General features: G+C 49.7%; 12 protein-coding genes and 1 pseudogene. 9 read left to right on the top strand and 4 right to left on the bottom strand.

Annotated features, from left to right (window positions below):
• Positions 1–10: 10 nt before the first annotated feature.
• Genes J4760_RS06875 through gudD form a run of 3 tightly spaced genes read left to right on the top strand, consistent with a single transcriptional unit; the run spans position 11 to position 3,917 of the window.
• A complete protein-coding gene (locus J4760_RS06875; RefSeq protein ID WP_145289538.1) occupies positions 11–1,501 on the top strand; it encodes a tripartite tricarboxylate transporter permease in 1,491 nt (496 codons plus the stop codon).
• Between the two features lie 25 nt (positions 1,502–1,526).
• Positions 1,527–2,519 carry a tripartite tricarboxylate transporter substrate binding protein gene (locus J4760_RS06880; RefSeq protein ID WP_237605222.1) on the top strand — a complete coding sequence of 331 codons (993 nt, stop codon included), beginning with the start codon at positions 1,527–1,529 and terminating at the stop codon, positions 2,517–2,519.
• Between the two features lie 12 nt (positions 2,520–2,531).
• Complete coding sequence (gene gudD, locus J4760_RS06885) at positions 2,532–3,917, top strand: glucarate dehydratase (RefSeq protein WP_370637545.1); 1,386 nt, start codon at positions 2,532–2,534, stop codon at positions 3,915–3,917.
• 87 nt (positions 3,918–4,004) lie between these two features.
• Here the strand turns inward: gudD and J4760_RS06890 are convergent, their stop codons facing one another.
• The 3 genes from J4760_RS06890 to J4760_RS06900 all read right to left on the bottom strand — a co-directional run bounded on the left by J4760_RS06890 (position 4,005) and on the right by J4760_RS06900 (position 8,338).
• On the bottom strand, positions 4,005–5,225 hold the full coding sequence (locus J4760_RS06890) for a hypothetical protein (RefSeq protein WP_237605224.1): 1,221 nt from the start codon (positions 5,223–5,225) through the stop codon (positions 4,005–4,007).
• Between the two features lie 99 nt (positions 5,226–5,324).
• Complete coding sequence (locus J4760_RS06895; RefSeq protein ID WP_237605225.1) at positions 5,325–6,482, bottom strand: acyl-CoA dehydrogenase family protein; 1,158 nt, start codon at positions 6,480–6,482, stop codon at positions 5,325–5,327.
• 176 nt (positions 6,483–6,658) lie between these two features.
• A complete protein-coding gene (locus tag J4760_RS06900) occupies positions 6,659–8,338 on the bottom strand; it encodes a glutathione ABC transporter substrate-binding protein (RefSeq protein ID WP_237605226.1) in 1,680 nt (559 codons plus the stop codon).
• Between the two features lie 207 nt (positions 8,339–8,545).
• Between J4760_RS06900 and J4760_RS06905 the strand changes: the two are divergent.
• Positions 8,546–8,701: pseudogene (locus J4760_RS06905) on the top strand (GTP-binding protein); the annotation flags it as partial.
• Positions 8,702–8,884: 183 nt separating this feature from the next.
• A complete protein-coding gene (rpsN, locus tag J4760_RS06910) occupies positions 8,885–9,154 on the top strand; it encodes a 30S ribosomal protein S14 (RefSeq protein WP_145289525.1) in 270 nt (89 codons plus the stop codon).
• Positions 9,155–9,227: 73 nt separating this feature from the next.
• Here the strand turns inward: rpsN and J4760_RS06915 are convergent, their stop codons facing one another.
• On the bottom strand, positions 9,228–9,980 hold the full coding sequence (locus J4760_RS06915; protein ID WP_237605227.1) for a class I SAM-dependent methyltransferase: 753 nt from the start codon (positions 9,978–9,980) through the stop codon (positions 9,228–9,230).
• A gap of 118 nt (positions 9,981–10,098) precedes the next feature.
• Between J4760_RS06915 and J4760_RS06920 the strand changes: the two genes are divergently transcribed.
• The 4 genes from J4760_RS06920 to J4760_RS06935 all read left to right on the top strand — a co-directional run bounded on the left by J4760_RS06920 (position 10,099) and on the right by J4760_RS06935 (position 13,893).
• Positions 10,099–11,109, top strand: coding sequence for an aldose epimerase family protein (locus J4760_RS06920; RefSeq protein WP_237605228.1), 1,011 nt, complete (start codon positions 10,099–10,101; stop codon positions 11,107–11,109).
• An 83-nt stretch (positions 11,110–11,192) separates the two neighbouring features.
• Positions 11,193–12,152, top strand: coding sequence for a ring-cleaving dioxygenase MhqE (gene mhqE / locus J4760_RS06925; protein WP_237605229.1), 960 nt, complete (start codon positions 11,193–11,195; stop codon positions 12,150–12,152).
• Between the two features lie 23 nt (positions 12,153–12,175).
• On the top strand, positions 12,176–12,769 hold the full coding sequence (locus J4760_RS06930) for an alpha/beta hydrolase (RefSeq protein ID WP_237605230.1): 594 nt from the start codon (positions 12,176–12,178) through the stop codon (positions 12,767–12,769).
• Between the two features lie 71 nt (positions 12,770–12,840).
• On the top strand, positions 12,841–13,893 hold the full coding sequence (locus J4760_RS06935; protein ID WP_237605231.1) for a 2,3-butanediol dehydrogenase: 1,053 nt from the start codon (positions 12,841–12,843) through the stop codon (positions 13,891–13,893).
• Positions 13,894–13,936 lie beyond the last annotated feature (43 nt).

Below are 13,936 nucleotides of genomic sequence, written 5' to 3' on the forward strand. Positions count from 1 at the left end.
GGGGAAAAGCATGAATTTATTCATTGAAGGCTTCGCGCTGATATTCAACTTTAACACAATACTGATCATACTGGCAGGTGTCGCACTGGGTCTGGTCTTCGGATCGATACCCGGTCTGACCGCGACAATGGCAGTGGCCATATGTCTTCCGATATCGTTCGGAATGGACGCCGCGAACGGGATGGCGCTTCTGATGGGCCTCTACATAGGCGGCGTATCCGGAGGGATGATTCCAGCCATATTGCTTAATCTGCCCGGTACACCATCAAGCATCTCAACGACATTTGATGGCTATCCGATGGCGCAGAAAGGGCTGGCGGGCAGAGCATTCGGCTTGTCCATCATTTCATCATTCTTCGGAGGACTTATCAGTATCATCATCCTCATGCTGCTTTCACCACCACTTGCACAGGTGGCGCTTGAGTTCGGTCCTTTCGAGTACTTTGCGATAACGATGTTTGCCCTGACACTGATTTCCAGTCTCTCGGAAGGCTCCCTCGTAAAAGGGCTGATTGCAGCACTCATCGGCCTGACACTCTCGTTTGTCGGTGCAGCTCCCATCGATTCCTATCCGCGCTGGACGTTCGGAGTAGATTCGCTGAGAGCAGGGTTCCAGCTGCTGCCGGTCCTGATTGGGCTGTTTGCCATATCCGAAATGCTCAAAGTGATTGAAGACCGGAAGCCGGATATTGCAAAGACGAAAGACGGCAATAGCGAAGAAACGAAAGTCGGGTTCCCACTTGGTGCGGTGTTCAGAAAACCGGTCAACTTTATCAGATCAACGCTGATGGGTGTCGGTATCGGCATACTGCCGGGCATCGGTGGCGGTACAGCAAATATCATCGCCTATGTCACTGCCAAAAGGCAGTCGAAGACGCCTGAGAAGTTCGGCGAAGGCATTGATGATGGTGTCATTGCATCAGAGTCTGCCAACAACTCCGCAGTCGGTGGGGCACTCGTTCCTTTGATTTCCCTTGGTATACCGGGGGATACGGTAACAGCCATGCTGCTTGGTGGCCTGATGATCCACGGCCTGCAGGCAGGTCCACTGCTCTTTGAAAATAATGGGCCGCTCGTCTACAGCATCTTCGTTTCATTGCTGATTGCGAACGTATTCATGGCAGTACTGCTGCTCAGCGGAATGAAAGGATTTGTAAAGCTTCTGAGCATACCGAAGCACTACCTGTACCCGGTCATCATCGCTTTGTGTGTAGTTGGCTCATTTGGTGTGAACAACCGCATCTTCGACGCAGGCGCACTCATCTTTTTCGGAATTCTAGGCTACTTGATGATCAAAGGCAAGTTTCCACTTACACCGCTGATTCTTGGATTCATTCTCGGCCCGATTGCCGAAGTCAATCTGAGAAGAGGTCTGCAGATGTCAAGTGGAGATTTCATGCCATTCCTGACACAGCCGATTGCCGCAGTATTCTGGATTATCGCCATAGGCTCCATCGCATTCAGTCTATATAAGGAATTCAAGAAAACGAGAAGCAGTTAAATTAATTGGATAAGGGGACTAATCTATGAAAAAACTATTCATCTTTCTGACACTTTTATTTATGGTAGTGCTTGCAGGCTGTAACAACGGAGACGCTTCATCAGAAGGAGAAGGAGGAGACTCCGCGGATGCAGGTGCTTCCTACCCTGAACAGGAAATCAACGTAGTAGTACCTGCTGGTGCAGGCGGAGATACGGACCGCAACACCCGCGTTACTGCAGAATACCTTTCCGAGGAACTCGGGCAGGAACTGATCGTCAATAACATTACAGGTTCAGGCGGTACAGTCGGTGTGGATGAAGTCAATAATGCTGAAGCAGACGGCTACACGGTACTGGCCTTCCACAACTCCATGATCATCAACGATATACTTGGTCTGACAGACGTCAACTATGAAAACTTCGAACTTGTCGGTTCAATTGTGCAGGATAATGGAAACGCATTCATTGTCAATGCAGATTCCGATATCCAGGATATTGAGACACTGATTGAAATGGCGCAGGAAAGTCCTGGTGAAATCCAGGTCGCTACAGAAACAGGTGCATTTACGCACTTGCAGCTGCTTGAGTTCCAGGAAGAGACAGGCACGGAATTCAACGTAGTCGATGTGGGTGGCGCAGCGGATAAGACGACAGCACTGCTCGGCGATCAGATCGACATCATCCCGACTCAGCAAGGACTGGTTCAGGAGTACATTGATTCCGGCGACTTCCGTTCCCTCGGTGTAATGAGCGAAGAGAGACTTGAAGGTGCACCGGATACACCAACATTCACAGAACAGGGTGCTGATATCGTCTACGACAAGTTCTTCTTCTGGGCGTTCCCTGAAGGGACACCACAGGAAGTTGTCGATAAGTTCACAGGTGCTCTCGAAAGCGTAGCGAATAACGAAGAATTCCAGAACGAAATGTCCGAGTTCCTTGTCGATGTTTCCTACATGAATCCGGAAGAGACACAGCAGCTCTTTGAAGACAGAACAGAAAAGTACTCTGAAATCTACGAACAAACACAACAATAATAGACGGGTGATATGATGGCTGAGAATAATGTACGTGAACACACTCCTGTAGTAACGGAAATGACAGTCTACCCTGTCGCTGGAAAAGACAGCATGCTATTGAATCTGAGTGGGGCACACAGCCCCTTCTTCACCCGCAACATCGTTGTTCTCAAGGACAGCAGCGGAAACCTGGGGGTTGGAGAAGTTCCTGGTGGCGAGCGCATCCGTCAGACGCTTGAAGATGCCAGTGACCTGGTGATTGGTAAGAAAATCGGCCTCTATAACAGGATGCTGAAGGAAGTCAGAGAACAGTATGAAGACAGAGATGCCGGAGGCAGAGGCAACCAGACTTTCGACCAGCGTGTTACAATCCATGCTGTCACAGCGATTGAATCTGCACTGCTCGATCTGCTCGGAAAACATCTTGAAGTACCTGTGGCAGAGCTTCTTGGAGAAGGCATGCAGCGAACACACGTGGATGTGCTGGGATATCTTTTCTACATCGGGGATCGAAAGAAGACAGATCTGCTGTACGACGGCGACGCCGATGCAGATGATGCATGGTTCAGACTGAGACATGAAGAAGCACTGACGCCGGAAGCCGTAGTGAAGCTGGCTGAAGCGGCATACGAAAGGTATGGATTCAAGGATTTCAAGCTGAAAGGCGGAGTCCTCAGCGGGGATGAGGAGATGCAGGCAGTGACTGCATTGAAAAAGCGTTTCCCGGATGCCCGGATCACACTCGATCCAAACGGCGGCTGGCTGCTTCATGATGCCATCCGACTCTGCAAAGGCAAGCACGATGTCCTGGCATACGCTGAAGATCCGTGCGGGGCCGAAGGTGAGTACTCGGCCAGGGAAGTGATGGCCGAGTTCCGGAAGGCAACAGGCATTCCTACCGCCACGAACATGATTGCCACCGACTGGAGGCAGATGAGTCATACAGTCCAGCTGCAGTCAGTGGATATCCCGCTTGCAGATCCGCACTTCTGGACGATGCAGGGGTCGGTCAGAGTCGCACAGATGTGCAACGACTTCGGTCTTACTTGGGGATCGCATTCCAACAACCACTTCGATATATCCCTGGCGATGTTCACGCATGTCGCCGCGGCAGCTCCGGGAAATATTACTGCTATCGATACCCATTGGATATGGCAGGACGGGCAATACCTGACAACAAACCCTTTACAGATAGAAAATGGACAGATCGAAGTACCCGATCGTCCGGGGCTCGGGGTGGACATTGATCTGGATGCACTTGAAAGAGCGAAGGAACTGTACTATGAACACGGCCTCGGAGACCGGGATGACTCTGTCGCGATGCAGTATCTTGTTCCGGGATGGAAATTTAATAGTAAAAGACCATGTCTGCAATTCGACAATCATAGCAATGAGCCTCAGGCAAATCGTCAATAGAACCAAAGAGAATGCGCCGTCAATTGACGGCGCATTCTCTTTGTCTAGTGATTGTTGTTTAAGGAAAAGCAGCTCTGGAATAAATAGCTAGTTATCCGATTCTTCTCTATTCTCTTCTCCCTTTTCTTTCTTCTCTTCTTCCTCTTTCTCCATTTCTTTCACTTTTTCATGACGCTGCCTCTGTCTATATCCGTAAGTGCTGTTCAGAATGACTTCCTTATCCTCGAACACCGAACCGATTGCGCCAATGATAGTGGCGAAAGTGGTTACCGTCCATGCCATGATGAGGTAGTTTACAAAACTAACGTCGTTCGTTCCCGACAAGTCTGCTTCAAGTTTAGATGGGGGCACCAGAAGAGCAGTAGTGGTAAGGAACATCACGTATAGGATGCCGTAGTACATGATGACGGTCGTGAGCAGGGTGAAGAATGTGGAAATGTTATAGATTCTTCGGATGTGCCCTTCTTCCCCTATGTTTTTCTTCTGCCATAATCCATGTGCGAGAATGATCCATGCAACAAGGGCGAGCAGTGCCACCAGTGTGATCAGAACCAGGCGAGTGATACTGTATATTTCACTGAGTTTTGCAATGGATGGAAATATGAGTGCATAGGATCCTGTAGTGAAGGCGACGACGATGATTTTGAAGAATACGGGAAATACTTCCCAGGGTCGATTGGCATATACCATACCGGAGACAAGACGTATAATTCCATTTAGCTTTGATTTTACAGAGTATCTTACATCCACATCTGTCGAGTCGTCGTCCAGTACTTGACGTTCCAGTGGAGAGACGATTTCAAAAATTCTTTTTCCCAGCAGCTTCTTAGATCCTTTTTTCTTGAGGGAACTGTAGTTCCGGTTGTTCTGTGTGTCAAGACGTGTCTGTGCTCTATCCCTGTCTTCATCTGAAATGCCATAATATATTTCATTCATCAGCTGAAGTATGGCTTCACGAACACGTTTTTGCATCGGTACAAGACCGAGTCCCGGGAGACTGATGAGTCCCACGTTGTCATCGCATACAACTTCAGCGACAATCGGACGATTCTTATTAAATAGCGGCAGATCGGTGAGTGTAATGGCGTAGTCCCACTTTTCCGACCTGGTCTTGTTTATGGTTTCTTCTATGACTCTGTCAGATTCGTTCGTGCCACCTGTGAGCACGTCTTCAAAGTAGATGACCTCCCATTCGTAATCATCACTGATGTAGTATTGGAGCATGTTGGGAAGATCTGCTTCCAGGTTTTTCCCCATTTTCTGCAAGTAACCAGGGGGAGTAACCAGTCCCAGTGTCTTTTTGCTCATATGTACATACCTCCTCCTTTTGGCAAAGTAGTTACTACAGGATAAAAGATGAGAAAAACATGCTTTCCTCATCTTTTATATGCCCATTTATCAGTTGGATTATGCATCCATTTTATTGATTGATGCCTTTGCAAGACTGATGAGTACCATATCATCCATCGGTGGGTTGTGCAGTCCGGCACGTACATTGCGGTAGTACAGCTGCAGATCACTGTTCTCGGACAGACTTTTCGCACCGACGACCCGCATGGCAAGATCCACCGCTTCGACCGCCTTATTGACTGCTGAAGTCTTTACGGCACCTAGTACCGGCCCCATCCGGGCCCGGTTTTCAGTACTGCTTTCATCCCATTGCCTTGCGACGGAATAGAGGAAGTGCTCCGCTTCCAAAAGGAGCAGTTCAATTCGCCCGAGCTTTTCCTGCACGTTCGGCAGCTCGGATATTGTACCGTCAATACTGTTTGGCGAGTATTCCGTGGCGAACGTGACTGCCGACTTCTGCGCCGCACGGGCAATGCCGATATAGCATGCCGGTATGTGCAGCAGCCAGCCAGACGGTGCCTTCTGACCGGGCGTCCGATAGGATACGAGATCTCCGGCATCCACCTGTACATTGTCCATGACGAAGTCATGGCTGCCCGTCGCGCGCATGGCGATGGCATCCCATGTCTCATCGACCGATACACCATCCCGTGCAGTGTCCACTACGAAGTTGCCGACATCGTCGCTGCCTTCGATGGATGCACTGACAATGGCATACTTCAGTACGGGTGCCAATGTGGCAAATGTCTTTCTGCCGTTCAGAATCCAGCTGTCACCCGACTTGCGTGCAACCGTCTCAGGTCTGCCTCCACGTGTCGGACTGCCGGTCGCCGGTTCTGTGGCAATGTTGTTGACGAGTGCGCCATTGTAGATGACGTCCTCTACAATCTCCTTGTATTTATTCTCATCCCACGCCTTTTTCTCTCCTGTATCCATGATGATGCCCATATGCCACCCGATGGAAAGGGCAGTGGCCCCATCGAACTCCGCGATGATCTGCTGGTGACGCATCAGTTCCTCGAGACTGATGCCGCCCCCGCCGTAATTTTTCGGAATCGACAGCTGCGGATAGCCGATCTGTTTCAATGCCTCGAAATTTTCAAAAGGGAAGGTGCCCTCCCGATCGTGCTGCTTCGATGTCTCCTTGAACTGCCTGGCAGTCTCCCGCGTCAGATCCAGACGCGCCTCACGATCCAATGACTGTAGTGTAGCCAAATATATACGCCTCCTAAAACCTATCTTATGAATATGGATTATAGCACTTCATCTGCCGGTGCACATTCATATTGTTTGTGATGGCAACGACCATTATCTCTACCCTGTATTCTAGTCACAATAGTATCCATATGAATAAAAAAGCTGCCCCGTTTGATGGGGCAGCTGGTCAGCACCTATTCTTCTTCCAATGTTGCATTCTTGAAATTGAACTGGTCATAGCTGTCGATTGTCAGTCCATCAAGTCTGTTGCTGTAGGCGTTCATGTACTGCGGGTGCATGATGAAGATTGCCGGTGCTTCGTCAATCAGAATCTGCTGCACTTCGCCGTACAATGCCTCGCGCGCTTCTGTGTCGGATTCCTGACGGGCGGCATCAAGCAGGGAATCGACTTCGTCATTCTCGAGGAATGCCCTGTTCCCTGGTGAGCCGAGTCTTGAGGAGTGGAAGAGCGGCGTCAGCGCGTTGTCCGGGTCACCGGTCGAATTGCCCCAGCTCATGATGAACATGTCGTGTTTGCCTTCTCCAGTGGCATCGAGGAATGCACCCCACTCAAGCTGCTGAATCTCAAGGTCGATGTTCAATTCAGCAAGTGATTCCTGGAGCCAGATGGCTGTATCGACTCTTTCCGGGTTGTCGTTATTGACCATGATATTCAAGGAGAAGCCATCAGCATAGCCTGCTTCTTCAAGCAGTGCACGTGCTTTGTCCATATCGTAGTCGAGTGTTTCGAGGTTTTCATCGTAACCGAAGACGTTCGGTGCGAGTGGGGAATCGGCGACGATGCCGGCGCCGTTATAGACACCCTCGAGTACGGCCTGCTTATTGAATGCATGCGTGATGGCTTTTCTGACACGTACATCATCGAGCGGTTCGCTCTGCGTGTTGATGCCGATGTATTCGATTGCGACCGATTGCGATCTGGCCAGTGAGAGGTCCTCATCATTCTCAATACGTGCGATATCGCTAGACGGGACATCAGCAATGGCATGCGAGCTGCCTGTTTCCAGTTCGGCCACACGGGAACCTGCCTCCGGAACCACTTTCAGTGTCAGTGTGTCGAAGCTGGCTGGTCCGTCCCAGTAGTCTGCAAATCTTGCGAGGGTAGTGGATTCGCCAGGCTGGCGGTCCTCATACTGCAGATAGCCGGTTCCGACAGGGTGCTGCTCGGCTTTTGTGCCGGTAAATTCGGATATCTGACTGGCAACCTCTTCATGTTCTGCGCCGCCTGATTCACGCAGTGCGTAGTATTCTTCAAGTGTCATATCAACACCCGCTTCATCAAGTGCATACTGGTAGTCTTCATCGATCAGCGCCTTGCTGATGATGTTTCCGGCACCATGTGTCAGATGTCCTGGAAGGGGTGCAAACGGATATTGTGTCACAATTTCCAGTGTCTGTTCGTCGACGACATTCACTTCCTCGATCATTTCGAGTACAAACGCGCGGGTGGAGCCTCGGCTCGGGTCAAGCAGGCGGTCAAAGTTGGCCTTTGCCACTTCTGCGTTGAATGGACTGCCATCGTGGAACATTACACCTTCACGCAAAGTGAAATGCCACGTCGTATCATCCACCTGCTCCCACTCGGTTGCGAGTTCGGGGACGATTTCAAGGTTTTCATCCTGTGCCACAAGTCCTTCATAGATGTGGGATCTTACTTTTTCAGATGGACTGTCGTTGCTGCCATGCGGGTCCAGGGAAACGGCATCACTTGGCAGGGAAAGGACGATATCTCCGGATGTACTATTGGAATCGGATGCCGCGCTGGTATCCGTTCCCACTTCACTATCATCGGTGCAAGCTGCAAGCACCGCAATGGTAAGTGTCAGCAGTATGTAATACGAAAACTTCTTCATTTTGAATCCTCACTTCCAAATATATTGATTTGTATATCATACAATTCTACTATGATTTAGTGGCGCGTCAATAGAAAATTTCAAATACTTGATTTTTTGAGACAATAGAACCTTTTTTCGAATCCCGGATGACCTGCTGAAAATAAATTAGTGTTGAAAGATATTTATAAAGGTGCTATTATACAAAACGTAATTATTACGATTTACATGATGAAAAATATGACAAAGATTCCTGTGACGATACTCAGTGGCTATCTGGGTGCAGGCAAGACGACATTGATGAACCATATACTCAACAATTCAGAAAGCATGAAAGTGGCGGTCATCGTCAATGATATGAGCGAAATCAATATTACACCTGAGACCGCTGAGTAAGTCATATCCAGTTTCGTCTACAGATGGACACTGCCGTTCCACCCGAAGTATTTCGGCAATTCTTGAAGACGATACCGGTGGCAGCGCGCCGCTAGATACTCGAGCAGAACAAGGAAACGTCCGATGCATGGTCTATACGGCAGCAGGCATAAATAAAAAGGAGAGATACGAATGGCTAAAAAATCGAAGATCGCAAAAGAGAAGAAGCGTCAGGACATGGTGGAGAAATATCGTGAATTGAGAATGGAACTGAAGGCGAAGGATGACTATGAAGCCTTGAGAAAACTGCCGAGGGATTCCTCACCGACTCGTCTCACAAGAAGATGCCGGGTCACAGGACGTCCAAGAGGCGTACTGCGTGACTTTGAACTATCCCGCATCAAATTCAGGGAACTGGCGCACAAAGGACAGATTCCAGGCGTGAAGAAGGCAAGCTGGTAATAGACTGATCCATAACAGAAAGAAATGACGCCCTGGATTCCAGGGCGTCATTTCTGTGTCACAGTACAGCGGCTCATGATGCTTTTTTGCAACGAATCAGAATGAATGGTGGAAAATGGCTGAGCTTTTCGATACGTTCTTCACTGTAGAGTTCGAGCACTTCGGGACTCTGTCCCAGATCTTTGACGTAGTCGATGGAAAGACCATTCTGTATCAGGGCATTGAACAGCGTTTCAATGGTGTGGTGATATTTCCCGACATACGTCTCTATGCCTGACCAGTAGGCGCTTCTTTCTCCTTCTTCGAAGTAGTGATCGACTTTATGAGCAACGCCATCCACTTTGATATGTGGCGTCTTGCCCGCAGTGGTGATCGGGTGCTCCATGGTGAAAAGCAATGTGCCACCTGGTTTGAGAATTCCGGCAAGTTTGCTGCATAGCGCATTGAAATCTTCTATGTAATGGAATACCAGTGACGAGGTGATGACGTCGAATTGTGCCTTCCATGGCATCTCTGTGAAATCGCCATGCAGGAATGTTACATCTTCACGGTCAAAGTGGCTTTTGCAATGGGAGATCATACGGCGCGATGCATCGACTCCGGTCACTGTTTCAGGAGAATGGGTCAGCATATGTTCGATCAGATGGCCCAGTCCACAGCCGATGTCGAGTATGGTCCTATTTTCGAGATCGGGGAGTGCACGTTTCATCTCGGGCATTTCAACCACTTCGTTGTAGCTGAGTGGATTGCTTCGGACTTGCTTGTACTGATTGAAGAATTCTTCATCATCGTAGAGCAGTTCCATGATGGTCAGACTCCTTTCCATTTCTGTTTCTCCATTATATATGAATATCATGGTCGATACAGCACACGGAAATGATTCCATCGGCCATGTGAGGGTATATTCAGAAATGTAGGATGATAATCGGGAAGGTGGATTATAAATGAAAATTACCGAGCAGCATCATGACAACGAGATAATTGTATATACATTGGAAAACAACAACGGAATGAAGGTCGAGGTGATCAATGTCGGGGCGAGCATCATCGGCGTCCATGTACCGGATCGTGACGGGAATTTCAGAAATGTGGTACTGCAGAACGAAACGATTGAGGAATATTACGGCAATCTCCATCTGCTGGGGGCGACGATTGCACCGATCGCCGGCAGGGTGAAGGATGCGGAGATCAAAGTGGATGGCCAGACGTATGCTCTGGAGAAGAATGAAGGGCCGCATACGCTCCATAGTGGCGGACTCGGTACACAGAATAAAGTCTGGAACAGTGAGATCATTGAAGCGGGAGACACCTACAAGGTCCGTTTCCATACGAAGATTGACGGCACATTCCCAGGCAGTCCGGAAATGGCGATTCTCTATTCAGTGAATGATGAAAATGAACTGAAGCTGGAATATGAAGTGGACAGCGCGGGTGGGACTGCGGTGGCGCCAACGAACCATACGTACTTCAATCTGAACAATGACCCGGATCAGACGGTATCGAATCATACGGTCACGAGTGATGCGAAGCAGTACCTCAAGATGGATGAGGACTTGATTCCTCTGTCAGCAGAACCGTGCGAAGGGGTCTTTGATCTGAATGAAGGGGAGCGTTTTGCAGACATATTCAATAGTGATGATGCGCAGATCAGAATAGCGAACGGCGGCTTCGACCACTACTTTCTGCTGGATTCGGACGCGCGGTTTGAGGTTTATGAAGCAAAAAGCGGGCGCAAGGTGAGCATGAAGACCGACTTCCCCGGACTCGTATTCTACACAGGGAACAATCTGGATGGTGGGCTGCCACTCAAGGGCCGAGAATCGAAGCAGTACATGGGCTTCTGCATGGAAGCGGAGCGTTCGGCAGCCGCGCAATATCTGGATCTTGGTTTTGATATCGTCAGCAATGGCAGTGAAAGATGGCAGACAGTGTTCAGCTTCAGCGTGGAAGCCTGATTTAAGAGGGTGTAGGCAATCACCTTGAATTTATTTCAAATTCGAGATATTATGTGTGTAATAACTCTTGGAGGGATTCTATTATGACAAACCAAAATCTGCTTGGCATCCACCATGTTACAGCGATGACGGACGATGCAGTGAGAAACTACGAATTCTTTACGAATGTACTCGGCATGCGTCTTGTGAAAAAAACGGTCAACCAGGACGACATCCACACGTACCACACATTTTTTGCCGATGATGTCGGTTCCCCCGGGACGGACATGACGTTCTTTGATTTCCCGAATAACCCGAAAGGGTCACCGGGATCCAACTCAATCTACCGGACAGCGTTCAGAGTGCCGGATGACGCCGCGCTCGAATTCTACCGGGACCGCTTCGACCAGTTCGAAGTGAAGCATGACGGCATCCAGGATCTTTTCGATAAGAAAGTGCTGCCTTTTGAGGAAGCGGATGGACAGAAGTACCAGCTTGTTTCAGATGAAAACAACACAGGCGTTGCACCGGGCAAGCCATGGAAGAATGGACCAGTACCGGAAGACAAGGCGATCTATGGTCTCGGACCGATTGAAATCCACGTCAGCTACTATGATGATTTCAAGCAGGTGCTGATGGATGTCTATGGCATGAAGCCGATTGCGGAAGAGGCGGATGTGACGCTGCTCGATGTCGGAGAAGGCGGCAACGGTGGCCAGGTCATCTTAAGGAAAGATGAATCAGGTTCAGCAAGACAAGGGTATGGCGAAGTGCACCACGTATCATTCAGAGTGGCTGATCACGATGTCATCAAGAAATGGGAAGAGAAGTACAACGAACGTGGCATGCGCCACTCCGGCAATGTCGACCGCTTCTATTTCGAAGCATTGTACACACGCATCGGTCATATTCTGATCGAACTGTCCACGGATGGTCCCGGCTTCATGGATGATGAGCCATATGAAACACTCGGCGAGAGCCTTGCACTGCCGCCATTCCTGGAAGAACGACGTGAATATATTGAAGCACAAGTCCGTCCATTCGATACGACACGATCAAAATAACAATGAGTTCAGGAGGATTCGAAATGAAGCATATATACAATGAAACGAAAAAAGGCGCACCGGTATTCGTACTGCTGCATGGCACCGGCGGCACAGAGCATGATCTGCTGCCACTCGCCGGAATGCTCAACCCGGAATACAACGTGCTCAGCATCCGCGGCAATGTCTCGGAAAACGGCATGAACCGCTATTTCAAACGCCATGGCGAAGGGAAGTATGACCTGGAGGACCTGGAATTCCGCGGTGGGGAACTGCATGACTTCATCACCGAAGCATCCGAAGAACATGGCTTCAATCCTGAAGATGTCGTACTCGTCGGATTCTCGAATGGGGCCAACATCGCCATCAACCTGATGCTCAGGGAATCAGCGAAATACAAAAAAGCCATCCTCTTTGCACCGCTCTATCCGATGACCCTCCAGGACAGCAAGGATCTCGCTGATGCAGAAGTCTTCCTGTCATTGGGCAAAGGCGATCCGATTGTGCCTGAAGACGAAAGTGTGAGAGTCGTCGGGATTTTCGAAGACAGGGGTGCCGACGTGACCACAACATGGGTCCAGGGACACAGTCTGCCGCAGGAAGCCGCAGAAAAGGCAAAAGCATGGCTGAACCGATAGTTTTTATTTCCATTACTCTGATAAGTGTTATATAATAACTGTGAAATAAATAACATATTGGAGGTTATCAAATGCGTGCTGCAGTTTTCCACGATGCAAAGGACATTCGAGTTGAGGACATCGAAACACCGGAAGTAAGTGAAGGCAAGGTAAAGGTCAAGGTCGCATGGGCTGGTATTTGCGGCAGTGACCTGCATGAGTACAATGCAGGACCAATCTTCATTCCGCAAGGCGAAGCATCTCCGCTGACGAACCAGAAGGCGCCTCTCACCATGGGACATGAATTCTCAGGTACCGTGGAAGAGATTGGCGAAGGTGTGGAAGGACTCGAGGTTGGAGACAAAGTGACGATCAACCCACTGATTACCCAGGAAGCGCATGAAAACCCACTCGTCGATATGTATAAAGGATTTACGTTCGTCGGCCTCGGCAGTGACGGTGGTTTCGCCGATTACGTACTGGTCGACAGAAAGAATGTCGTCAAGCTGGATCACAATACGTCGCTCGAGCTCGGTGCACTCGTTGAACCGACAGCCGTCGCGCTGCAGGCCATCCGGGAATCCGAGATGCAGTTCAGTGACTCTGTTGCGGTATTCGGAGCCGGACCGATCGGTCTGCTCACCATTATTGCGGCGCGGGCAGCAGGTGCAAAGGATATTTTCGCCTTCGACCTCAGTGATGAGCGTCTTGAAAAAGCGAAGGAAGTCGGCGCGACTCATGCTATCAACTCCGGCAACCAGGACCCGGTCGAATATGTCCATCAGTTCTATCCGGAGGGCGTCGACCGCACATTCGAAGTTGCCGGTGTCAGCATCACAGTCAACCAGTCCATCAAGGTGACACGCCCACGCGGCATGGTGACAATCGTCTCCATTTTCGAGAAGCCGATCGAACTGAACCCGATGGATCTGACCGCAAGCGGCGTACGCATCTCTTCCACGCTCGCTTATGAGCCGGACATCTTCGAAGCAACGGTGAAGATGATCGAGACGGGGCAGATCAATCCATTCCCGGTCATTACAGACCACATCGAATTGAACGAGATTGTGGACAAGGGCTTTGAGGCATTGCTGAACGACAAGAGCCAGTCCAAGATTCTTGTCAGGCTTGGTGGAGAGAAATAGTATAGACGAATAAAAGGCAGCCTGCATGACGTGCACCCCTAAA

The sequence above is a fragment of the Salinicoccus sp. ID82-1 genome (assembly GCF_021991715.1).
GTDB classification, from domain to species: domain Bacteria; phylum Bacillota; class Bacilli; order Staphylococcales; family Salinicoccaceae; genus Salinicoccus; species Salinicoccus cyprini.